The organism is Brevibacterium sp., from assembly GCF_031179145.1.
In the GTDB taxonomy this organism is placed as follows: domain Bacteria; phylum Actinomycetota; class Actinomycetes; order Actinomycetales; family Brevibacteriaceae; genus Brevibacterium.
This window is the reverse complement of record NZ_JAPSIB010000016.1, coordinates 74,202-96,377: the sequence shown is the minus strand read 5'-3', so window position 1 is coordinate 96,377 and position 22,176 is coordinate 74,202. Positions and strand designations below refer to the sequence as shown.

The following is a 22,176-nucleotide window of genomic DNA, read 5'->3' as shown; positions in this document are numbered from 1 at the left end:
GTGGGCGGTTCGGTTTCGAAGGGAGCGGATCCGCCGGTCCGGGACCGACGGGGACGCGGGAGGGCCCTCAGCCCTCGAGTGCCAGGGCATGGGCGTGCTCGGCAGCGACAGAGACCCGGGCGATGGCGACGGTGGGAGCGATGACGACGAAGCTGACGATTCCCATGATGATGGCATAGGTGGGGATTCCGACGGAGTCGATCAGAGCGCTGCCGATGAACGGAGCGAAGCTCGAGCCCACGAGGTAGGCACCGAGGAGGGGGCCTGACCAGCGACCGCGGGCATCGAGGCCCGCGGCGGTGGCGAGGTAGAGAGCGAAGGCGAACGCGTAGATCATGTTGATCGTGATGATGAGTCCGGCCAGCACCATCGGGTCATTCGTGAACGCGATCGCGATCTTCGCGCCCCCGCCGAGCACCAGAGTGATGCTCAGCGGCAGCGCGCGCCCGATCCGGTTGCCGAGGATCGTCACCATGAGCACACCGAGGATCCCGCCGGCACCGGCGAGGCTGAGTGCGAACCCGGTGGCGGTTTCGTCGAGGCCGACGGCGCTGCCGAGGACCGGGGCCATCGTCCAGATCGCGTCCTCACTGGTTCCCCACAACGGAAAGATGAAGAGGATCGCGATTCCGGCGACGAAGATCGGCTTCGGAGTGGAGCCGATGATGCGCGAGTCGGGTTTCGACTCCAGAGCCACCGGCTCAGCGTGCGGAGGAGTGCCCGGCAGCCAGACCACGAGGATGAGACCGACGAGAGAGATTCCCGCCAGGGTGCCGAACACGCTGCCCTGGGAGATGCCGAAGGCAGGGATCATCGCGAGGATCGCGGTGATGCAGATCCGGTTGACCAGAGCGCTGGCCGCCGAGACCCGGTTCGGATTGCGAAGTGCCGCGAGAGCGGCTCCCGAGGTGGAGATCGCCGTCCCGATTCCTGCTCCGCCCGCGATGAGCCCCGCGACCGCAAGGGCAGGTTCGGAGACGACAGTGGCGAGGGAGAAGGCGATCGTCGCAATGGCGAGTCCGACGGCGGCCAGCGGGCGGCGCAGGCGCCCCGACGCCCAGCGAGCTGTCCCGAGGCCGACCACCGCTGAGGCGAGCAGGGCACAGGTGAGGATGTTCCCTTGCGTGAGGATGTCGAATCCCAGGTGGCCGAGCGCCGTCATGATGAACGGGGCGAGATTGGCCATCATCAGGCTGGCGAGGGAAATGAGGAAGATGGAGCTGCCGTTGCGGAACGTCAGCGGGAAGCGCGAAGTGTCCACGGGAGTATGCGATTCGTGCTGATCGGGGTTGGAGATCGTCGAGGCATTCATGGGCCCCTCCTCTTTGAGGGTGGTCTTGTCGATTCGAGATAACCGAAATGGTTTCGGTTACGAGATTCAAGTCTCCGGAGATCTCGTGCCTCTGTCAAGCTGCTCGGTTCGCATCGGAACGAGATACCTTGGGATGGTCATGATTGGACGTCGGGAAGGAAACGTGTGGTCAGGCCTCGTACACAACGACTGAGCCGGGAGATCATCGGCCGCGCCGCCCTGGAAATGGTCGATGCCGGTGAGGAGCTGCAGCTGGTGCCCCTGGCCGAGAAGCTCGGAGTGAGCCCGTCTTCCCTCTACCATCACGTTAACGGGCGTGATGGAGTCATCCGTGCCATCCGCCACGTCCTGATCCGCACCTACGTGACGGGGCAGTCGCCGGAAGTGGGAACGGGGAGCATCGCTCGCGACGCCGAGGCGGACTGGAAGTCGGTCATTCGTCGTGAGGTGGAACGCACGTGGCGTATGTACGCGAAACATCCGCAGGCGATGCAGCTCTTGATCACCGTCGTCATCGACGACCCCGACACGCTTGGATTCTACGAACGCCTGACCCGGACGCTGCTGGATGCAGGTCTGCCGGACGGAGAGGTGCTGAGCACCATTGAGGCGATAGACGCATTCTCCTTCGGTGTTGCCCTCGACGCGCTTTCGCCCAGAACGGTGTGGCAGGCCGAAGGCGCCAGTGATGGCCTGGCTGTGTTGCTGGACTCCCACCCCACTGGGGCCCAGCGCAACCGGGCCGTGTTCGAACACGGACTCGAGCTTCTCATCGACGGGATCTCGACTCGAATGCGGATTCCCGACGACAACTGAATCCGAAGCAGCCCACAGAACCGATTTATCCTCTAGAGCAGTCTGTTGAAGCCGGGAGAAGGCGTTAGCCTGAGCGTGTGACCGATGAAATGACACCACCCCGCTCGGAGGGCGCCACTGTGAGCTCTGCACTCGACGTTCCCACTGTCGACTCCGCCGAAGACGCCCACCCTCGCAACTTCGGTTCCGACAACTGGGCGGGAGCTCACCCCGAGGTCATCGACGCGATCGTCGAAGCCAACATCGGTCACACACCGGGATACGGCGGTGACCCGTGGACGGCTCGGTTTCAGGAGATCGCCCGGCGGCACTTCGGGCCGGATGCGCAGGCGTTCCCCGTCTTCAACGGCACCGGCGCCAACGTGCTCGGACTCCAATCCGCTCTGCCGCGTTGGGCCGCAGTCATCACGGCCGCCAGCGCCCACATCAACTACGACGAGACCGGGGCCCCGGAGAAGGTCGGCGGGCTCAAGATCGTCGGTGTGCCGACGCCTGATGGGAAGCTGGACCCGGATTCCATCGAGGCGGCGATCCTCGGTCGGGGCAGTGAGCACAACGCGCAGCCCTTGGCCGTGTCGCTCTCCCAATCGACGGAATGGGGTACGACCTACCGCCCCGACGAGGTCTCGGCGATCGCCGAGACTGCCCACCGTCTCGGGATGATCCTCCACGTCGACGGGTCCCGGCTGGGCAACGCGGCGGCATTCCTCGGCACGGATCTGGGCGCGATCACGACCGAGGCCGGAGTCGACATCCTCAGCCTCGGCGGCACGAAGAACGGTCTGCTCGGCGCCGAAGCCGTGATCGTCCTCAATCCCGACATCGGCACGGGGATGAAGTACCTGCGCAAGATGAATCTGCAGCTGTCCTCGAAGATGCGCTTCCTCTCCGCCCAGCTGAACGCCCTGTACGAGGGCGACCTGTGGCGCACCTCGGCGGAGCAGGCGAACGCAATGGCGCGTCGTCTGGCCGATAGCCTCGACGCGGCGGTGGCGGCCGGCCGTGCACCCGGCCTGAGCCTCGTGCAGGAGGTCGAATCAAACGTCGTCTTCGTGCAGCTGCCGTCCGAGGCGACAGCTCGAGCACGGCAGAGGTTCGCATTCGCGGACTGGCCGCTGGGGGAGAATGTTGTGCGCCTGATGTGTGCCTTCGATACGACGGAGGAGGACGTTGACGCGCTGATCGCAGCGATCGTGGGGGAGTGACCGGCCTGCCATCCCACTCAGTGTCGCCGATCCTGGCGTGCTCCGACGCTTGATACGGTGTTTCAGCCCAGCGCCGTCTGGGCGTATTCCCGCGCCGTTCAGGCGTCCAACTGACACAAGGATGTGCTCATGCAGAAAGCCCTCGTCCCCGCGCTCGTCGTGATTCTGGTGGTGATCGTCGGATTCGCCGCCTTCTTCCTCAGCTCCGGTCCCACCTCGGCTGCGGCTGCGGGAGAAGAATCCTCCGACGACTGCGCAGTCGAGAAGTACGAGATGGGTCTCAAGTGGCAGCAGCAGAGCGCCGAGGCGCGCGCTCTGCAGGCACAGACCTACGATCTCGCCACGGAACAGCTCGACAAAGCCGTCGCTGATGTCGGCGAGGGTGAGAACCCGGCCATCATCACCGACCTCGACGAGACGGTGATCGACAATTCGAAGCTCTTGGCGCGGGACCTCGCCGAATGCCACGACTACAGCACCTGGGACACCTGGGGAGACTGGGAGCGCCACGGTGAGCCGACGCTGATTCCCGGGGCCCTCGAGTTCTTCGAGCATGCTGACGAGCTCGGAGTCGACATCTTCTACATCTCCGATCGCACCGACGAGAACAAGGTCGCGACTCTGAAGGCGCTCAAAGCCCTCAAACTGCCGCAGGTCACCGAGGACAGCGTGAAGCTCCTCGGCCCGCCGAAGGAGGAGCGTCGCGCGTCCGTCGAAGCCGATCACACCGTGCTCATGCAGCTCGGCGACACGCTCCACGACTTCGACGGTGCCTTCGCCGACGCACCGCTGAAGAAGCAGAGGCAATTGGTCGAGAAGAACCAGGACAAGTTCGGGTCCGAATGGATCATGCTGCCCAACCCGACCTACGGCGACTGGAGCGAGGCCGAGCTCGACGAATGGAAGGCACCGCTCGTCACCGACTGACGCCATCGGGGCGCGCCCACAAAGCCTGTCGACAGAATTGGGCAGACTGATTCTGAGCCGGACCGGCAATGATGCCGGACCGGCTCAGTCAGATCAATCACCCTTGACGTTGACGAGCTGACGCAGGGTGTGCCGGATCTCGACGAGCGGCGCGGCGTCGGCCATCACCTGGTCGATCGGCTTGTACGCCTGCGGGATCTCGTCGATGAAGGCATCGGTGTCCCGGTACTCGATGCCGACCATCGCCTCACGGAGCTGATCGCGGGTGAACGTCTTCCTCGCCTTGGACCGGGAGTACTGCCGCCCGGCGCCGTGCGGTGAGGAGTTCAGCGACACCGGGTCGCCCTTGCCCGTGACCACGTAGGACGCTGTGCCCATCGAGCCGGGGATCAGACCGGGGCGTCCCTCGTCAGCCTGGATGGCGCCCTTCCTCGACACCCAGACGGTCTTGCCGAAGTGCTCCTCGGACTGGGTGAAGTTGTGGTGGCAGTTGATCCGCTCGGCCTCGACCACGTCCTCACCCATCACCTCACTGACCTGCCTGGCCACGCGGTCCATCATCTCCTCACGGTTGAGCAGGGCGAAGTGCTGAGCCCAGCGCAGCTGCCTGATGTAGGCGGTGAACTCGTCGGTTCCCTCCACCAGATAGGCCAGGTCCGGATCGGGGAGCTCGATCCACCACTGTTTGTTCAGCCGGGTTGCGACCTTGATGTGGTGCATCGCGATCTTATTGCCGATCCCGCGGGATCCGGAGTGGAGGAACATCCACACCCGGTCGGCCTCGTCGACGGAGACCTCGATGAAGTGGTTGCCGGATCCCAGGGAGCCCAGCTGGTGACGCCAGTGCCCGGCGTAGGAGGCGGGGTCGAACTCCGCCTCGGCGGCCAGGTCCTCGAGCTCGGCGATCCTCGGCTCGGCGGTCGCGACGATCTTCCGGTTCTGGCCACCGGCAGACGTCGGGACGGCACGCTCGATCTGATTCCGCAGCCGGCTCAGGTCCCGCGACTCGAGCTGTGCCCGGGTGAACTGCGTCCTCACTGCGATCATGCCGCAGCCGATGTCGACCCCGACCGCGGCGGGGATGATCGCGCCCAGGGTGGGGATCACCGATCCGACAGTCGCACCCTTGCCCAGGTGGGCATCGGGCATCAGCGCCAGGTGCGGGTGGATGAACGGCATCGTGGCCGTCGTGCGGGCCTGCTCGAGGGTCTTGTCATCGATGAGAGACGCCCAGGAGATCAGCTTCCTGCTCAGTTTCTCCATTGTTCCTTCCTTGCATGATGGTTCGGTGTCCGGAACCTCGCGATGCGTAGGAACATGAGCTCTGTGAGCACTGCCTGCGACATGAAAGACGCCCCGGACCTGTGCGGTGCGGGGCGTGCTGGTGCTCAGTGAGCGGTCAGACGTCGCGCGCCGAAGGGGTCGGCTGATGGCTGGATTCGACATGAGTCGATCCCGGCTGCGATTCCAGCAATAGGGTCGCGGTCATCAGTGTCATTCCTTCGGACTTGGATCTGCGTCTCGTGACGCAGATCATCGACTATAGCGCACAGGGGCCGGGAGATGGCAAACCACCACCGGGCCGCGGCGCCATGATCGACGCCTCGGCTGGTTCCTTTTCGATGCTTCGGCTTCCGCGTCTCCTGCGACGCCTCGGTCTACTTCTTCGTCGCCTTGACGGAGACGACCGGAACCTCGGCCTCGAGGATGATGCGCTGGGCCGTCGAGCCCATGATGAGCTTGCCGACGGGGGAGCGGCGCCGCGAGCCGATCACGATCATGCGGGTCTCAGCGGTCGCCTCGGCGAGGGCGAGCAACTCCTCCACGGGATCATTGCCGCGCAGGAACTGGAGGATCTCGTGGGAGACCTCCGACGACCGCAGCGTCTGCGTGAGCTCGTCCATGTCCTTGTTCGTCGCGACTCCGCGCTCATCGGGCGTCTCCCCGATCCCGGCGTTGAGGACGATGAGATTGTCGTCGAACGCCTTGGCCTGCTCGATGCCAAAATCGACGGCCGCTCTGCCTTCGGGGGATGGGGAATAGCCGACGAGAATGGTCATGATCTCTCCTGTGCGTCAGTGGGCGAACTCACTCAATTAGTAGCACACGTGAGGCTTCACCCATGCCCCGGTTCACGCCACTAGACTGTGCGAATGTCCGCCTCACTGCTTCCCGCCGATTCCATCGCCGCGCACCGGTCTCGAGAACTTCTCGCCGAGCGTCTCTGCTCCCCTGAACCCGCGGGGACCGCACCGGCAGCTGCGGGGACGGCGCCGGCGCGGATCCTCGCCGAGTACGTGTTGGGACGCAGGTCGGGCGAGCTCGACGTCTCCGGCCGGGCGAGCGACGGGCAGTTCATTTCCGCCGAGGTGGTCGCCGACCTCCCCCGCGACATCGTCCTCATCGATGATTCCCAGGGTCTGCAGGCGAGAGTGCTCGGCGCATTGGCAACCGTTCGCACCTACAACGACCGGATCGACGACGCTAGGGTCGTCAAGGCCGCAGCCCCGGACGCCGACGCGGTCGCGGACCTGGGCGACCTCGCAGCTGATGCGGAGGAGGACGTGGCGCAGACCTGGGCGATCGTCAACGCACCGAAAGCGGTGAATGCGCTCGCCGAGGTGGTCGCCCACATCCAGCCGCACGTGTCCACCCTCATCGTCATCGGTCGCAGCGACGCGATGAGCAGGGCCGTGAACAAGGAACTCGCCCGCGGCTTCGCCCGAGTCGACGTCTCGCCCGGGGTCGGCAAGCACCGGATGATCATCGGCAGCAGGCCGCTGTCCTCGCCGAGCCTGCCGAGCTTCCCCAAGCACGGCGTCATCGACCACCCGGCGACCGGGCCGCTGCAGGTGAGAGCTCATGGCGCATGCTTCTCCGGAGTGAAGAGCGACGAAGGGTCCGCGTTCCTGCTCGACGCCCTGACGGCGGATTCAGCCGATCGGCCGTCTCCTCCGCGATCCGTCCTCGACCTCGGGTGCGGCAACGGCTGGCTGCTGACTGCGACGATGCACTTGACGCAGGCGGCGAGGGGAGTCGGCGTCGATGTCTCGCGGGCGGCGGTCGCCTCGGCGAGGGACACAGCCGAGGTCAACGGTGTCGACGTCGACATCGTGCTGGCCGACGCTGCCCTCGACACCGCGCTGGCCGACACCGCGCTGGCCGACACTGCTGCGGCCGGCGCTGCGCTGGCCGCAGTCGTGCCGGGTGGCGGCTCCTTCGACCTGGTGCTGCTCAACCCTCCCTTCCATCAGGGCACAGCCATCGAGACCGATACAGCCGCAGCTCTGATGCGCACCGCGGCACGCCGGCTGGCTCCCGGAGGGCGCGTGCTCACGGTGTTCAACTCGCATCTGCGCTATCGCGAACGTCTCGAGAAACTCATCGGACCCAGTTTGCAGATCGGGCGGAACAGGAAGTTCACCGTGGTGGAGAGCCGGCTTTCAGAGGTCTGATCCACCGGGCAGGTCTGATCCACCGGGCACCACGAGGCCGGACTCGTAGGCGAGGACCACGAGACCGGCTCGATCCCGGGACTGGAGCTTGCCCAGGAGCCTGCTCACGTAGGTGCGCGCGGTGTCCGGGCTGAGGTGGAGGCTGCGCGCGATCTCCTGATTCGATTCGCCCTTCCCGATCTGCGCGAGCACCTCGCGTTCGCGCTCGGTCAGAGCGACGAGCAGTTCGGGACGGACCGGATGGGGCCGGTCCTCGCTCAATCGGCGGAGGACCTTGGTCGTCACGGACGGGGACAGCAGTGCGTCTCCGGCGGCGACCGTGCGGATCGCTGATCTCAGATCCGCGGGAGCGATGTCCTTGAGGAGATAGCCTCCGGCGCCGGCGCGAATCGCTGCGACGATGTCGTCATCCTCATCGAACGTGGTGAGCATGATGACCCTCACTGACCGCAGATCGGGGTCCTCGACGATGCGCTCGGTGGCCGTGATTCCGTCCATGAGGGGCATGCGGATGTCCATGAGCACGACGTCGGGTCGGTAGTGGCGGACAATGCCGAGGCCAGCCCGGCCGTCGGCGGCCTCGGCGACGACCTCGATGTCTCCGTCCTTCTCCGCGAGGGTGCGCAGCCCGGTGCGCACGAGCTCCTGGTCGTCGACGAGCGCGATCCTGATCATGGCTCAAGCCTAATGGTGGCCCGAATGCTGACCGGTCCCCGCAATCCCGCCCGGCTCCGCACCATCGATGCGCGTCGACGGAACCTGCCCGGGACCGACGACGAGGAACTGGCCCATCATTCCCTCGTCCTCGTGGAGCAGCATATGGCAGTGGTACATGTAGGGGACGTGCGGGTCCGTGTAGTCGGTGAAGCGCAGCAGCAGCCGATAGTCACGTTTGGGTTCGAGATACATGGTGTCCTTCGGTCCCGCCAGGTACTCCGCGGGCGCAGTTCCGTCGATGTCGAGCAGACGGAACTGCACGTCATGGATGTGGAAGCTGTGCGGCATCGGCAGATTGTTGCGCACTGTCCAGATCTCCGTGGCTCCCACCTGGATCACGTCGTCGACCCTCGACATGTCCATCGTGCGGCCGTTGATCGTTCGCTCATCGAGTTCGAACCGACGTTCGACACTGGCCTCGGACTCATGCAGCCGGTCCTTCTCGGCATGCTCCGAGGACGCCCACGCCGGCTCTGGGGAGGAGCCGAGATCCGCGGCGGCACGGAATTCGAGGACATCGAACGCGTCGTTGCCGCCCATCGCGAAAGGAGCGGCGACCGCGCCGAGGTCGACCTTGGCCGAGTGCAGGCGCAGAGTCTGTCCTGGGGTGAAGGTCGCGATCACCTCGGCGCGCTCGCCCGGGGCCAGACGGATCGAATCGATCGGCAGGGGTTCGTCGAGGAAGCCGCCGTCGGTGGCGATGAGGGTCATCGCCGACTCCCCGAGTCCGAAGTCGTAGCTGCGGGCTGTCGAGCCGTTGAGCAGTCGCAGGCGCAGACGTTCCCGGCTCACTTCGAATAACGGGCAGATGGAGCCGTTGACCAGGACGGTGTCGCCGAGCATCCCCGGTTCGCCGCCGTCGTCGTGGAGCTCGAGCTGACCGTCGTCGTCGAAGGACTTGTCCATGACGATGACGGGGATGTCGTCGATCCCGTAGTCGCGGGGCAGATCGGCGCCGAGGCTCACATCGTCGTCGAGGAGGAAGAGTCCGGCCAGACCGTGGTAGACCTGTTCCTCGGTCCGGCCGTGGGGGTGCGGGTGGTACCAGAGGGTGGCGGCCGGCTGATCGATCGTCCATTCCGGCTCCCACGTGCCGCCGGGTGCGATCTCCTGATGCGGTCCACCGTCCATCCGTGCGGGCAGATGCATCCCATGCCAATGGACGCTGGTCGTGTCATCGAGCTGATTGCGGATGGAGACCACAACCTTCTCCCCGCGTTCGGCTCGCAGGGTCGGGCCCAGGAAGTCGCCGTTGTAGCCGAGGGTGCGGGTCATGGTGCCGTCCGCAGTCGCGGGGGAGAACGACGTCTCTCCGAACCGGACGGTGAGTTCGAAGATTCGCACACCGCCCTCGAGACGCGACTGGGCCAGAGGCGGGATGCTCAGCGGCCGGTCGAACGCGTGGACGCTGACCCCGGTGGCGGAGGGCACGCTCGTGCATCCTGCCAGCGCCCCGGCGGTGAGGAGAGAACCGGCGGTGAGGAACCCGCGGCGGCTGCACCGGAAATCGCCGGTCATCGTCGCACTCCGCGCAGGCGTTGCAGGCCGCGCGATCGTCCTACTCCGCGCAGGCGTTGCAGACCGGCGGCGAGCAGACCGGCCAGACAGCCCCACAGGGCGTTGATGGCCAGCGCCGGGATGATGGTCCACAGCGCCCCTCCCCGTCCGCCGAAGAACAGGGAGACGATCGCGCCGAGGAGGCCGTAGGCGATTCCGGTCAGGGTCAGTGCGAGCACCGGGCGCGGCACTGCGCCGAAGCCCACCACGCCGATCCAGGCGGCGGCGGTGACACCGACGATGAGGAGAGCTCGAGGAGTCCCGGAATCGAAGCCGAAGAGGCCGGTCAGCGGCCACAGCAGGAACAGGGACGCGAGTGAGACGATGATCAGCCAGGGCGGCTGCGTGCGCTCGACAGGCCCGGAGCCGCCGGAGGACGGCGGTGATGCGGTGGTGTCATTCATGTCTTCGAATCTATGCGGCGGCCCCACGGAGCACATCGGCGCAGGAGAGGCTTCCGGGGGTTCGTCTCGGCGACACAGAGCCCATCTCCCAGGCGATCCCCGAGACCAGGGGTGTCTCCTGGAGGAGACACCCCGGCTCGCCTCTCGCCGGTCCGGGCCCCTGGGCTCAGGCGACTGCAGAGCCGAGAGCCTCCCAGTAGTCTGTTCCCATGGCCCTACCCAGGACGGTCGACGGCGTCGATGCCCGGCTCACCGACGCAGTGCTCGCGGGCGCGCTGACGCTCGTCGTCGCCGTCGTCATCGCCTCCGATTCTGCCGGCCGGACTCAGCCGGGAGCGTTCTCCTTCGCCGTGGCATTCGGACTGGTGGTTCTCCTCCGCCGCGTGGCGACCCGGACGATGCTCGTCATCACCGTTGTCGGCGTCTGCCTCTACTACGTCTTCGACTTCGCGCCGATCGGAATGATTCTGCCCACGGTCGGAGCTCTCTTCTCCGCGGCTGAACTCCGCCGCACCCGATGGGCCGTGGGGTGTGCGCTCGTGCTGCTCGGCATCGCCACCTACTTCCGCCTCGGCGACGACGACCCCCGAGCGCAGCTCGAGGGCTACACCTTCGTCACCGAGCTGGCGCTGGCGGCGGCCGCGATCGCCCTGGGCGCGGCCGTTCGCCTGACCCGCGAGGCGCGCGAGCACTCGGCCCGCATCGCCGCACTCACCGAGGCTGACCAAGCCCACACCGTCGAACGCCGGATGCAGGGCGAGAGGCTCGACATCGCCCGGGACCTGCACGACACGATCGGGCACAGCCTGACCGTGGCGGCGCTGCACGCAGGAGTCGCCGCCGAGGCGATCGGCAGTGACGACGCCGCGGCGAAGTCCGCGATCGAGGAGGTCCGCAGAGCCACCTCGGCGACCTTGCGGAACCTGCGCTCGACGGTCACGGTGCTGCGCCGGGATCCGGAGTCCCGGGACCGCACCCCGCTGTCGGGGCTGGCCGATCTCCAGGAGGCCTTCGCCTCGGCGGAATCGACAGGACTCGTGGTCGCGGCGACGGTCGACGTCCCCGCGGGGACGCTCTCGGCGGTGTCCGAGGCCACGGCGTTCCGGATCGTCCAGGAGTCGCTGACGAACGTCATCCGCCACTCCGGCGCGAACCGGGTGGATGTCGACATCCGGGTCGACGGGTCAGTGCTGCGGCTGCGGATCGCCGATGACGGTCACGGTGGCGCCGAGGCGGGACCCGGCACCGGGATCCCCGGGATGCGGGAGAGGGCCGAGCTCCTCGGCGGCCGACTCCACGCCGGTGCGGGGGACCGGGGCGGTTTCTGCGTCACTGCAGCACTGCCGATCGCCGGTCCTACTGCTCCTTGAGGTCGAGCGTCGGAGTGGCGCGGCGGAACCCGCGGGTGACGAACGCGAGGTAGGCGAAGCCGACCGCGAGCCACACCAGCCCGATGATCAGCGTACGTGGTGACAGGCTCGTCCACAGCCAGAGCGTGAGGCCGAAGCCGATGGCGGGGAGCACCACGAAGCTGACGATGTCGCTGCCGCTGCGGCGCCCGCCGTCGATGGCGAAGTGCTTGATCACCGAGAGGTTGACGGCCGAGAAGGCCACGAGCGCACCGAAGCTGATCATCTCGGACAGGAAGGTGAGGTCGATGACGATGGCGAACAGCGACACGACGCCGACCGCGAGGGTGGCGAAGACCGGGGTGTCGAAGCGCTGCGAGAGATGGCCGAAGAATCGCCTGGGCAGCACTCCGTCTCTGCCCATCGCGTAGAGGATGCGTGACACGGACGCCTGTGAGGTCAGCGCGGACCCGCAGGCGCCGGCGACATAGGCGGCGGTGAAGAAGATCGTGAGGAACTGTCCGCCGGCGGCGGCCATGACATCGAGCGCCGCCGAGTCCACCGAGGCGAAGTCGTTCGACGGGAACACGAGCTGGGACAGGAAGGACAGGAAGATGTAGATGAGTCCGCCGGTGATCGTCGCGATGACGATGGCACGCGGCACCGACTTCTTCGGCTCCTTGGCCTCTTCGGACAGCGTCGAGATCGCGTCGAAGCCGAGGAAGGACAGGCACAGCACCGCCGCTCCGGCCATCAGCGGACCGAAGCCCTCTGCGGTTCCGTCCCCGGTGAACGGCGCGGAGAGATCGACCGTGCCGGTTCCGGTCATCGTCGCGATGCTCAGTGCCGCGAAGGTGACGATGAAGACCGCCTGGGCGGCGATGATGACGAAGTTCGCCCGCGCCACGGAGACGATCCCGATGATGTTGAGGACGGTGACGAGGACGATGGCAGTGACCACGAAGACCCAGGCCGGGATCAGCGGGAACGCCTCACTGAGATAGATGCCGATGACGAGGTAGTTGATCATCGGCAGGAACAGGTAGTCGAGGAGGAGCGCCCAACCGGCGACGAATCCGACACCGGCCCCGAAGCTCTTCTGCGTATAGGTGTAGGCGGAGCCCGCGAACGGGAATGCGTGCGCCATCTTCGCGTATGACCGCGCGGTGAACACCATCGCGACCAGTGTGATGACGTAGGCGGCGGGCACTCGGCCGCCCGAGATCTGCGTGACGATGCCGTAGGTCGTGAAGACCGTCAGCGGCACCATGTAGACGAGGCCGAAGAGCACGAGGGACGGCACGCCGAGAGCCCGGCGCAGCCGGCCCTCACCGGCGGTGTTCGTGGTGCGGCCGGCACCGGCCGGCGGGGTGGTGGGATGGGACATCATTGTCCTTTCGATCAGGCTGACGTATGGACGGCAGTGCCGCGGAGATAGGTGGTGCGGATCGGGAGTGCGGCCAGGTCGTGACCGGCGAGGCCGCGTGGGTCGGTGTCGAGTCGGATGAGGTCGGCGCTCGCGCCGGGACGGATCCTGCCCCAGGGCGCCGAGGTGAGACCGGCGAACGCCTGCTGTGCCACGGCTGCCGTATAGGCGTCCAGGGCGCGCGGAGTGTCGAGGATCTCCTGCGGGGTCCAGCCTCCGGCAGGCTGCCCATCCTCGGTCTGACGGCTTGTTGCGATGGCCAGCCCTTCGAGCGGCGTGCCCGAGGAGCAGGGCCAGTCCGAGCCGAAGGCGAGCAGCCCGCCGTCGTCGAGGATGCTGCGCATCCGGTACTGCTGCGCAGCACGTTCGGCGCCGAGGCGAGGCATCGTGAGCACGGTCATCAGACCATCGAGCTGGGCCCACAGCGGCTGCATGTTCGCGATGACGCCGAGGCGGGCGAAACGCCCCAGATCCTCGGCGTCGACGAGCTGGGCATGGGCGATGACGGGCCGGCGGTCGCGCGGGCCGTTGGCCCCGATCGCGGATTCGATCGCGTCGAGGGCCTGTCGCACGGCGGCGTCGCCGATGGCGTGGATGTGGATCTGGAAACCGGCGGCGTCGACGGCGCGGACCGCCTCGGCGAGAGTCTCGCCCTCCCACACCCGCAGCCCATGGTGATGAAGCGAGGAGCAGTACGGTTCGAGGAGGGCCCCAGTCTCGTTCTCGATGACGCCGTCGGCGAAGAACTTCACGGTGTTCGCACTCAGCAGCGGGGAGTCGAGCTCATCGACCCGCCGCCGGGACTCGACCATCCAGTCGAGCTGATCGGGGACGTGCCGGGGATCGGCGTAGAAGGCGAGGTTGAAGCGGATCCCCAGCCGGTCGTCGGCTGCGGCGGCGAGGTAGGTCTCCACGTCAGCGGGTTCGACCCAGGCGTCCTGGACCCAGGTGACTCCGCGTTCGCTGAAGTACGCGGCCGCGCGCTGGAGTGCACGGAGGCGCTCGGCCTCGTCCTGGGGCGGTCTCACGGCGGTGACCAGGTCGACGGCGCCCCATTCCCGCAGGATCCCGAGAGGGGAGCCGTCACCTCGGCGGGGGATCTCTCCCAGCTCCGGATCCGGGGTGTCAGCGGTGATTCCGGCGAGCTCGAGGGCGCGGGAATTGCACCACACCGTGTGATAGTCCCAGGCACGCAGCATGACGGGCCGGTCGGGGACGGCCTCATCGAGCCAGCGGGCGTCGAAGAGGCCGTCCTCGACGAGGCTGCCGTTGTAGGAGGCGCCGACGATCCACTCCTCTTCGGGATGGGCTTGGGCGTACCTGCGCACCTCGGCGACGATCTCCTCCACGGTCTCGCAGCCGCGGACCTGCGGGCCGGCGGCCTCAAGCCCGCCGAAGATCGGATGGGCGTGGCCGTCGCCGAAGGAGGGCATGAGGAACCCGCCGGCGAGGTCGACATGTTCGAGGGCGGCGTGCTCGCCGGCGGACAGGTCCGCGAGTCCGGCCGCGACGTCAGCTGCGCCGACGGCCGTGATGATGCCGTCGCGCACGAGCAGGGCGTCGCTGGGCTCCCGGTCGGGGCCGAGCCAGATGGTGCCGTTGTCGAAGTGCGTCGTTGTCACTTGTGTCCTCTCCCATGAGCATTTACGAACACTGTTCGTGTTCAAGCCTGAGAGTACGTTACTCTCTTGATTCACCCTTTGGGAAGTGGAAAGTGGGCATCGAATGCGACTCAATCGCGAACGCCTGATTCAGGCGGCTCTCGACCTTGTCGATGAGGAGGGCTCCGAGGGTCTGTCGATGCGCACGCTTGCCGCCCGCGTGGACAGACAAGTGTCCTCGCTGTACAACCATGTCACGGGCAGAGGTGAGCTCATCGAGCTGATGCGGGCTCGGATCGTCGAAGACATCGACGTGACACCCTTCCTGCCCGATTCCGAGATGCCTTGGGATGACGCGATCCGGGCATGGGCGCGATCGTATCTCCGGGCCTTCGCCGCTCACCCGAATCTCATCGGCCTGCTCGCCACCACCGCGGTCTCGGATGTCTCGACATGCCGGATGTACGACATCATCGCCGCCGCTCTGCAGCGGGCGGGCTGGCCCGAGAGCCGAGTCATCGCCGTCATCCGCACAGTCGAGGCCCACGTGCTCGGCTCGGCTCTCGACATCGTCGCCCCAGCCGACATGTTCGACCAGGAGCTCATCGATCCCCAGTTTCGGACAGTCCATTCCGCACTCGATCCGCGATACGCGGAGTCGTTTGACGCGATGTCAGCGTTTGAGCTCGGTCTCACTGCGCTCGTCGACGGGCTCCGGGGGCGGCTCGCGGCCGATCGTGTTCTCGCTTGAAGCACTGTGTGCTTTGAGTTATGGCTCGACCTGCTGTGAAAAGCCCTGGGTGCAACTCGTGCTTTTCAACGCAGTTCGAGGACAAACTGTGCTCCGGTTGATCCTAGATGCCGATGAGAGGGTCTTCTTCGATGGGTCCGCTGTTAGCCCTAGCGCTGCACCGGGACGAGTGTGACGTCCTTCAGGGCGCCGGCATCCGCGGTCGCCGTCATGAACGTGCAGACCGGCTGTCGGCGCCGGTCGGTGGGCGAACCGGGATTGAGCAGTCGCATTCCATTCTGCGTGGTCGTGTCCCAGGGGATGTGGCTGTGACCGAACACGAGCACGTCGATCCCGTCGAATCGGGCGTCCATGCGCTTCTCGCGTCCCTGCGCAGCGCCGGTCTCGTGGATGACGGCGAAGCGGATCCCCTCGATCTCCGCCCTGGCGACCTCTGGCAATCGGGCACGCAGCTCGTGCCCATCGTTATTGCCGTAGACGCCGATCAGCCGACGGGAGCGGGTTTCGAGCGCATCGAGAGTCGCTTCGTCCACCCAGTCGCCGGCGTGGATCACGATGTCCGCGGCAGCGATCGCTGACCAGACGGGACCGGGGAGTGCCTTCGCCCGTTTCGGCAGGTGTGTGTCCGCGAGAATCACAAGAGAGGTCGGCATGCTTCTATTCAACCTGATGCGGTGTCGTCGATCAGCACCTCCTGGTGAAGGCGAGGTCAGCGCGCGAAAAAGCAATGGCTCCTGAAGCGGATTCCACCGCTTCAGGAGCCATTCTCAATCCGTACGCGAGGGGGGACTTGAACCCCCACGTCCGCAGACACTGGAACCTAAATCCAGCGCGTCTACCAATTCCGCCACTCGCGCCAGCTGCCTTCACGGTGCTCGCCGCACCTGCGAAGGAGTGCGACGCTCGCAGTGAGCGCCGCACTCCAGGGTAGCAGGATGCGCGAACCCCGAGGAAAACTCGGGCGGTCGGGCACTCCCGCGAGGGAGAACTCCGCGCAGCCGAAGAACTCAGGCGGCTTCGATGCCCAACGCTTTGCGCAGGCGACCGACGTGGCCGGTGGCTTTGACGTTGTACTGGGCCAGTTCGACCGTTCCCTCGGCGTCGACGACGACGGTCGAGCGGATGACGCCCTGGACCACCTTGCCGTAGTTCTTCTTCTCGCCGAAAGCGCCCCACTCATCCATCATGGCCTTGTCCGGATCGGAGAGCAGGTCGTAGTTGAGACCCTCCTTCTCCGCGAACTTCTTCAGCTTCTCCGGCTGATCCGGGGAGATGCCGAGGACGACGAGTCCGGCGGCGCTCAACGCCGAGAGCGAGTCCCGAAAGTCACAGGCCTCGGTCGTGCACCCGGGAGTCATCGCCGCCGGGTAGAAGTAGACGACGACGCGCTGCCCGCGGAACTCGCTGAGGCTGACGGACTTCCCGTCCTGGTTGACCAAGGTGAAATCGGGTGCGGTGTCACCGACGGCAAGTCGTGGCATTGGTTCTCCTCCTGCAGTTGCGAATTGGCGGACGCGGTCGCCGCGTCACACCCATCACTCTAATCGTGCGCGGCCGGTGAGTTCAGCCGATCCGAGCGACGGTCTCACCCACCGAAACCATCGCCCCGACGGTCGCCACATGAGTGAGCGTCCCGGACCGGTGGGCGGTCACCTTCGTCTCCATCTTCATCGCCGACAGCACCGCGATGTCCTCACCTTCGCTGACTTCGGCGCCGTCGGAGACCAGATAGTCGACGAGGTTGCCGGGCACCGGGGCACTCACCGCCGTCGCATCAGCGGCCGTGTCCTCACCGCCGGCACCGCGAGCAGCAGCACCGCCCGCACTCGCACCCGCGCCGAGGTGGGCGATGAGTTCCGTCGGCAGCCCCAGGGTCGAGCGGCGGCCGTCGAGCTCGATCGGGAACCGCTGCATGCCCACCTCCTCGGCCGGAGCCGGTCGGGACTGGGCGGCGAAGCGCGGCATCAGCTCGGTTTCGATCCACTGGGTGTGAATGCCCAGGTCCGCCGAGGTGAACGCCGGGTCCGCGAGGATCTCGAGCGTGCACGGCAGCACGGTGGCCGGGCCGGTGACCGTGAGCTCCTTCGCCGCCGCCACGGTCCGGTTAATCGTCGTGGCGCGGTCGGGCCCGTGGACGATGAGCTTGGCGAACAGGGAGTCGAAGGCCGGCTGCACCGTGTCTCCGGCACGAACTCCGGCATCCCAGCGCACTCCGGGACCACCGGGCACATCGAGGGTCTCGATGCGACCGGGCGTCGGGAGGAACCCGCGCCCGGGATCCTCGGCGTTGATGCGCAGTTCGATCGCGTGCCCGCGCGGCGTCGGGGTCGAGTCGAGGGAGAGCTCCCCGTCGAAGGCGATGCGGAACTGTTCGGTGACGAGGTCGACGCCGGAGACCGCCTCGGTGACGGGATGTTCGACCTGGAGGCGGGTGTTGACCTCGAGGAACGTCATCGTGCCGTCGGCGGCGAGGAGGAACTCCACGGTGCCCGCTCCCCGGTAGCCCACCTCGGCGCAGATGTCCTCGGCCGCACGATGGAGGAGCCTGCGCTGGTCGTCGCTGAGGTTCGGGGCGGGCGCCTCCTCGACGAGCTTCTGATTGCGACGCTGCGCCGAGCAGTCCCGATCGCCCACCGCTACGGCCCGCCCGTGCCCGTCGCCGAGGATCTGAACCTCCACATGGCGCGGCTTCTCGAGGAACTTCTCGACGAAGCACTCGGGACGGCCGAACGCCTCGACGGCCTCCCGAGTCGCCGACTGATAAGCGTCGGTGACCTCGGCGAGGTCACGCACGATCTTCATCCCGCGCCCGCCTCCGCCGTGGGCGGCCTTGATGATGATCGGCAGTCCGTGCTCGGCGGCGAACTCCTCGACCTCGGCGGCGTCGCGCAGGGGGCGGTCGATGCCGGGCGCCAGGGGAGCGCCGACCTTCTGGGCGATTTGCCGGGCGGTGACCTTGTCGCCCAGCGCCGTGATCGTGTCTGCGGTGGGGCCGATCCAGATCAGCCCAGCGTCCTCGACGGCGGCGGCGAAGGTCGCGTTCTCCGACAGGAACCCGTAGCCGGGGTGGACGGCGTCGGCGCCGGAGGCCCGGGCAGCGGCGATGACGGCGTCGATGTTGAGGTACGTGTCGGCGGCGGTCGACCCCGGCAGGGCCTGGGCCTCGTCGGCGAGCTGGGTGTGCATCGCCTCGAAGTCCTGGTCGGCGTAGACGGCGACCGAGGTGTGGCCGAGCTGCGCGCAGGCACGGATGATGCGAACGGCGATTTCGCCGCGATTGGCGATGAGGATTGTCGGCATGGTTCAGCTTTCGTCGGGCACGTCGGCGGTGCCATTGTCGGTGTGGTCGTCGGACGTGCCACGGTCGGGTGCGGCTCCGGCGCCGCCGGAGCGCGGTGCGGAGGACCCGGAGCCCAGGGTGAAGCGGATGCGGGCGCCGGGAGGCAGCTGCGCGGCGAGGTCGGTGTCGTTGACGGCCGCGATGATCGGGTATCCGCCGGTGAGCGGGTGGTCGGGACCGAAGAGCACGGGCTGTCCGTTGGGCGGCACCTGCAGGGCACCGGTCACGGCGCCTTCGCTGGGCAGCTCGCCGTCGCGGCTGCGCTCGAGCGGCACGTCTCCCTCCAGCCGCAGACCGACCCGGTCCGACTGACTTGTCACCGTCCACGTCTGCTCGAGCAGTGTGGAGATCCCCGCCGAGGTGAACCAGTCGTCGCGCGGACCGAGCGTGACCTCGAGGGTGACCGTCTCCCCGGACCTCGGCAGGGGTTCGGGTCTGCTGACGTATGGTCCCGAGTCAACGAGGTGAGGCGCCGTCGCGGGATCCCCGATCGGAACCACCTGGCCCGCCTGCATCGGTTCGGGGCCGAGGTGGGCGAGGGTGTCGGTGGAGCGGCTCTCCAGCGCCGGCTCGACGGCGAGGCCACCGCGGACCGCGAGGCAGCGTCGCACACCCGCAGTGGGGGCGCCGAGATGGAGTTCGTCCCCGGTCTCGGTCGCGAAGGGCTCGCCGAGGCGGTGGTGGACGACCGTGCCCTCGGCGGTGGTGAGCGTGACGGGCCCGGGGGCGCCGGTGACAGCGGCGACTCCGGCCCCGGTCAGCCGCAGAGTCACCCCGCCGCCGTAGCTTTCGAGGCCGGCGGCGTGGGGAGCATTGCCGACGAGGCGGTTGGCTGCGATGAGCGCGCCGCGGTCGGCGGCTCCCGCCTGCGAGACTCCCATCGCGGCGAAGCCCGGCCGGCCCAGATCCTCGACGAGGAGCTGCAGACCGGGCTGGAGGACCTCGAGGGCGAAGTCCGGCAGTGTCGAAGGTTCAGATGCCGATCGGTTCGCGTCGGCTTCGTCAGCATGCGCGGTGTCGTCGGTGGTCGGCTCGTCCGCCCGGTCCGAGTCACCCGCCGCCGAGTCCCCGCGTCCACCCGCGGTCACGATCGTCTCCGCGCCGACGTCCCGGAACGTGACGACGGTGCCCGGGATGAACAGAGCCGGGGGGTCGCGGTCGAGGTCCCACAGCTTGGCGTCGGTGCTGCCGATGAGCTGCCAGCCGCCGGGTGAGCTGCGGGGATAGACACCTGTGAACTCTCCTGCCAGGGCGACGGCTCCGACGGGGACCCGGGTCCGCGGGGAGGGGCGCCTGGGGACGGAGAAGATCGGGTCGTCACCGGCCAGGTAACCGAAGCCGGGGGCGAAGCCGGAGAACGCGACCTGCCAGGTCGCGGCCTGATGCCGGCGGACCACCTCGGCTGGGGAGATGTCGAGGAGTCCGGCCACCTCGGCGAGGTCCTCCCCGTCGTAGCGGACGTCGATCGTGACCTCACGGTGATGACGTTCTGCGTCGGCTCCCTGATCGAGGGTCTCGATGGACTCACGCAGCCGCGCCTCCGAGGTGCGCCGCGGGTCGAACCGGATGAGCACCGTGCGGGCGGCGGGGATGAGCTCGTCGACGCCGGGCAGCTCGGCGGACTCGAGGGCGGCGTGCAGACGCATCGTCGTGGGGAGGTCCTCGCATTCGACGAGGAGGTCGCGCGGGGAGGCGGTGCGGAACTGTGTCACTGGCGGTACTTCGCTTCCGGGGCGTCGGTGATGAACATGCGGCCGGGGGAGTGGGTGATCGCGAAGGGGATCCCCGACTCCTCGATCGCGGCCTGCGGGGTCACGCCGCAGGCCCAGAACACGGGCACGTCCCCGGCGCGGATGTCCGGGGCGTCCCCGAAGTCCGGGGAGCCGAGGTCCGCGATGCCGATCTGCCCGGGCTCGCCGATGTGGACGGGGCCGCCGTGAATGGAAGGGTACCGGTCGGTGACCCGCACTGCCTCGGCGACCTGATGAGCGGGGATGGGACGCAGGGAGACGACGAGGTCTCCGGAGATCCGCCCGGCCTCGGCACACGGCAGGTTGGTCCGGTACATCGGCACGTTGCGCCCGGCCTCCTGGTGGCGGATCGGGATCCCGGCCCGGCTCAGGCCAGATTCGAAGGTGAAGCTGCAGCCGATGAGGAACGACACGAGATCCTCGCGCCACACGCTCGTGGCATCGGTGACCTCCTCGACGAGCCGACCGTTCTCCCACACCCGGTAGGCGGGGATGTCAGTGCGGATGTCGCTGCCCTCGGCCAGGGCGGACTCCCAGTCCCCGGCCTCGATGACGTCGAGGACCGGGCACGGCTTCGGGTTGCGCTGGGCGAACAGGAGCATGTCGTACGCCCAGTCCGCGGGGACGGCGATGAGGTTCGCCTGCACGACTCCGGGCGCCATGCCCGAGGTGGGTCCGGTGAACCCGGCGCGGATGCGCTCGCGGGCCTGCCCGCCCACGATCGCGGCTCGCACCGATTCGTCCATGCTCATGCCGAACTCCCGGCAGCCGAGCTCCCTGCGGCCGAGCTCCCTGCGGCCGAGCTCCCCGCGAAGGGGGCGATCGTGACACCGGCTTCCTCGAGCCGGGAGCGGGCGGCCCGGGCCATCTCGATCGAACCCTGGCTGTCACCGTGGAAGCAGATCGACTGGGCGTCGACCTTGACGATGGAACCGTCGACGGCCTCGACCTCCCCGGTCTCGACGAGGCGCAGCACCCGCTCGGCGACGACGGCGGGGTCGTGGAGGACCGAGCCCTCTTCGGTGCGGGAGACCAACGAGCCGTCGGGGTTGTAGGCGCGGTCGGCGAAGGCCTCTGCGGCGACGGTGAGGCCGGCCGCCTCGGCGACCTGATTGGACACGCTGCCGGCGAGGCCGAGGACGACGAGGTTCGGATCGATCGCCTTGATCGCGTCCATCACGACCTTCGCCTGAGCCTCGTCGTGGACGATTCGGTTGTAGAGGCCGCCATGGGGCTTGACGTAGGCGACCGTGCCGCCCACGGCCGTGGTCAGTCCGATGAGCGCCCCGATCTGGTACTCCACCTGCGCCTGGAGAGTGGCGGCGGGGACATCCATCGGCCGCCGGCCGAAGCCTTCGTAATCGTCGTAGCCCGGGTGGGCGCCGATCACGACTCCGCCGCGGGTGGCGGCGGCAACGGTTGCGCGGATGCCCTCGGGATTGCCGGCATGGAATCCGCACGAGACATTAGCGCTGGTGACGAGACCGAGCATGGCCTCGTCGTCACTGACGATGCGGTCAGGGACATTCTCTCCGAGGTCCGAGTTGAGGTCGATGGTTGTCATT

Annotated in this window: 20 protein-coding genes and 1 tRNA gene; 6 read left to right on the top strand and 15 right to left on the bottom strand. The window is 67.5% G+C overall.

The genetic code is table 11. From position 1 onward, the window contains the following. Window positions 1-67 precede the first annotated feature (67 nt). The gene (locus RIT73_RS12565; protein WP_309132416.1) at window positions 68-1,312 is read right to left on the bottom strand and encodes an MFS transporter; all 1,245 of its coding nucleotides are present in this window, start codon (window positions 1,310-1,312) and stop codon (window positions 68-70) included. A 225-nt stretch (window positions 1,313-1,537) separates the two neighbouring features. Here RIT73_RS12565 and RIT73_RS12560 point away from each other — a divergent pair, with 225 nt between their 5' ends. The 3 genes from RIT73_RS12560 (at window position 1,538) to RIT73_RS12550 (ending at window position 4,260) form a co-directional block, all read left to right on the top strand. Next, complete coding sequence (locus RIT73_RS12560) at window positions 1,538-2,128, top strand: TetR/AcrR family transcriptional regulator C-terminal domain-containing protein (protein WP_309132415.1); 591 nt, start codon at window positions 1,538-1,540, stop codon at window positions 2,126-2,128. Window positions 2,129-2,205: 77 nt separating this feature from the next. Beyond that, window positions 2,206-3,333 (top strand): beta-eliminating lyase-related protein, encoded by a 1,128-nt coding sequence (locus tag RIT73_RS12555; RefSeq protein ID WP_309132414.1) that lies wholly within the window; start codon window positions 2,206-2,208, stop codon window positions 3,331-3,333. Window positions 3,334-3,462: 129 nt separating this feature from the next. After that, window positions 3,463-4,260, top strand: a complete 798-nt coding sequence (locus tag RIT73_RS12550; protein WP_309132413.1) for a 5'-nucleotidase, lipoprotein e(P4) family — start codon at window positions 3,463-3,465, stop codon at window positions 4,258-4,260. Window positions 4,261-4,353: 93 nt separating this feature from the next. On the opposite strand, the gene RIT73_RS12545 is transcribed toward RIT73_RS12550, so the two are convergent. Beyond that, window positions 4,354-5,523: an RtcB family protein gene (locus tag RIT73_RS12545; protein WP_309132412.1), complete on the bottom strand. Its 1,170-nt coding sequence runs from the start codon at window positions 5,521-5,523 to the stop codon at window positions 4,354-4,356. 395 nt (window positions 5,524-5,918) lie between these two features. Next, on the bottom strand, window positions 5,919-6,320 hold the full coding sequence (locus RIT73_RS12540) for a universal stress protein (protein ID WP_309132411.1): 402 nt from the start codon (window positions 6,318-6,320) through the stop codon (window positions 5,919-5,921). 93 nt (window positions 6,321-6,413) lie between these two features. Here RIT73_RS12540 and RIT73_RS12535 point away from each other — a divergent pair, with 93 nt between their 5' ends. Continuing rightward, window positions 6,414-7,715, top strand: coding sequence for a methyltransferase (locus RIT73_RS12535; RefSeq protein ID WP_309132410.1), 1,302 nt, complete (start codon window positions 6,414-6,416; stop codon window positions 7,713-7,715). Here RIT73_RS12535 and RIT73_RS12530 read toward each other — a convergent pair. From RIT73_RS12530 to RIT73_RS12520, 3 genes are read right to left on the bottom strand one after another with little or no spacing between them, the layout of a single operon-like run. Beyond that, window positions 7,704-8,390: a response regulator transcription factor gene (locus RIT73_RS12530; protein WP_309132409.1), complete on the bottom strand. Its 687-nt coding sequence runs from the start codon at window positions 8,388-8,390 to the stop codon at window positions 7,704-7,706. The two genes, RIT73_RS12535 and RIT73_RS12530, sit on opposite strands and share 12 nt — an antisense overlap. Window positions 8,391-8,399: 9 nt before the next feature. Then, entirely contained in the window at window positions 8,400-9,950 is a 1,551-nt protein-coding gene (locus RIT73_RS12525) for a multicopper oxidase domain-containing protein (protein ID WP_309132408.1), read from the bottom strand. Next, window positions 9,947-10,393: a hypothetical protein gene (locus tag RIT73_RS12520; RefSeq protein WP_309132407.1), complete on the bottom strand. Its 447-nt coding sequence runs from the start codon at window positions 10,391-10,393 to the stop codon at window positions 9,947-9,949. Before RIT73_RS12520 ends, RIT73_RS12525 begins: the two co-directional genes overlap by 4 nt. A gap of 209 nt (window positions 10,394-10,602) precedes the next feature. Between RIT73_RS12520 and RIT73_RS12515 the strand changes: the two genes are divergently transcribed. Next, window positions 10,603-11,763: a sensor histidine kinase gene (locus tag RIT73_RS12515; protein WP_309132406.1), complete on the top strand. Its 1,161-nt coding sequence runs from the start codon at window positions 10,603-10,605 to the stop codon at window positions 11,761-11,763. Here RIT73_RS12515 and RIT73_RS12510 read toward each other — a convergent pair. Next, a complete protein-coding gene (locus RIT73_RS12510; protein ID WP_375295008.1) occupies window positions 11,750-13,132 on the bottom strand; it encodes an APC family permease in 1,383 nt (460 codons plus the stop codon). The genes RIT73_RS12515 and RIT73_RS12510 overlap by 14 nt on opposite strands. An 11-nt stretch (window positions 13,133-13,143) precedes the next feature. Then, window positions 13,144-14,790: an amidohydrolase gene (locus tag RIT73_RS12505; protein WP_309132404.1), complete on the bottom strand. Its 1,647-nt coding sequence runs from the start codon at window positions 14,788-14,790 to the stop codon at window positions 13,144-13,146. Window positions 14,791-14,893: 103 nt separating this feature from the next. Here RIT73_RS12505 and RIT73_RS12500 point away from each other — a divergent pair, with 103 nt between their 5' ends. Continuing rightward, window positions 14,894-15,520: a TetR/AcrR family transcriptional regulator C-terminal domain-containing protein gene (locus RIT73_RS12500; protein WP_309132403.1), complete on the top strand. Its 627-nt coding sequence runs from the start codon at window positions 14,894-14,896 to the stop codon at window positions 15,518-15,520. A gap of 149 nt (window positions 15,521-15,669) precedes the next feature. On the opposite strand, the gene RIT73_RS12495 is transcribed toward RIT73_RS12500, so the two are convergent. From RIT73_RS12495 to RIT73_RS12465, 7 genes are all read right to left on the bottom strand, one after another. Then, a complete protein-coding gene (locus RIT73_RS12495) occupies window positions 15,670-16,173 on the bottom strand; it encodes a metallophosphoesterase (protein WP_309132402.1) in 504 nt (167 codons plus the stop codon). Between the two features lie 122 nt (window positions 16,174-16,295). After that, window positions 16,296-16,377, bottom strand: a tRNA-Leu gene (locus RIT73_RS12490). A 150-nt stretch (window positions 16,378-16,527) separates the two neighbouring features. Beyond that, complete coding sequence (gene bcp, locus RIT73_RS12485) at window positions 16,528-17,001, bottom strand: thioredoxin-dependent thiol peroxidase (RefSeq protein ID WP_309132401.1); 474 nt, start codon at window positions 16,999-17,001, stop codon at window positions 16,528-16,530. 82 nt (window positions 17,002-17,083) lie between these two features. Beyond that, a complete protein-coding gene (locus tag RIT73_RS12480; protein WP_309132400.1) occupies window positions 17,084-18,820 on the bottom strand; it encodes a biotin carboxylase N-terminal domain-containing protein in 1,737 nt (578 codons plus the stop codon). A gap of 3 nt (window positions 18,821-18,823) precedes the next feature. Continuing rightward, window positions 18,824-20,572: an urea amidolyase family protein gene (locus tag RIT73_RS12475; protein ID WP_309132399.1), complete on the bottom strand. Its 1,749-nt coding sequence runs from the start codon at window positions 20,570-20,572 to the stop codon at window positions 18,824-18,826. Then, entirely contained in the window at window positions 20,569-21,363 is a 795-nt protein-coding gene (locus RIT73_RS12470; protein WP_375295007.1) for a putative hydro-lyase, read from the bottom strand. Before RIT73_RS12470 ends, RIT73_RS12475 begins: the two co-directional genes overlap by 4 nt. Continuing rightward, window positions 21,360-22,175 carry a 5-oxoprolinase subunit PxpA gene (locus tag RIT73_RS12465; protein ID WP_309132398.1) on the bottom strand — a complete coding sequence of 272 codons (816 nt, stop codon included), beginning with the start codon at window positions 22,173-22,175 and terminating at the stop codon, window positions 21,360-21,362. The genes RIT73_RS12470 and RIT73_RS12465 overlap by 4 nt, the downstream gene beginning before the upstream one ends. Window position 22,176 lies beyond the last annotated feature (1 nt).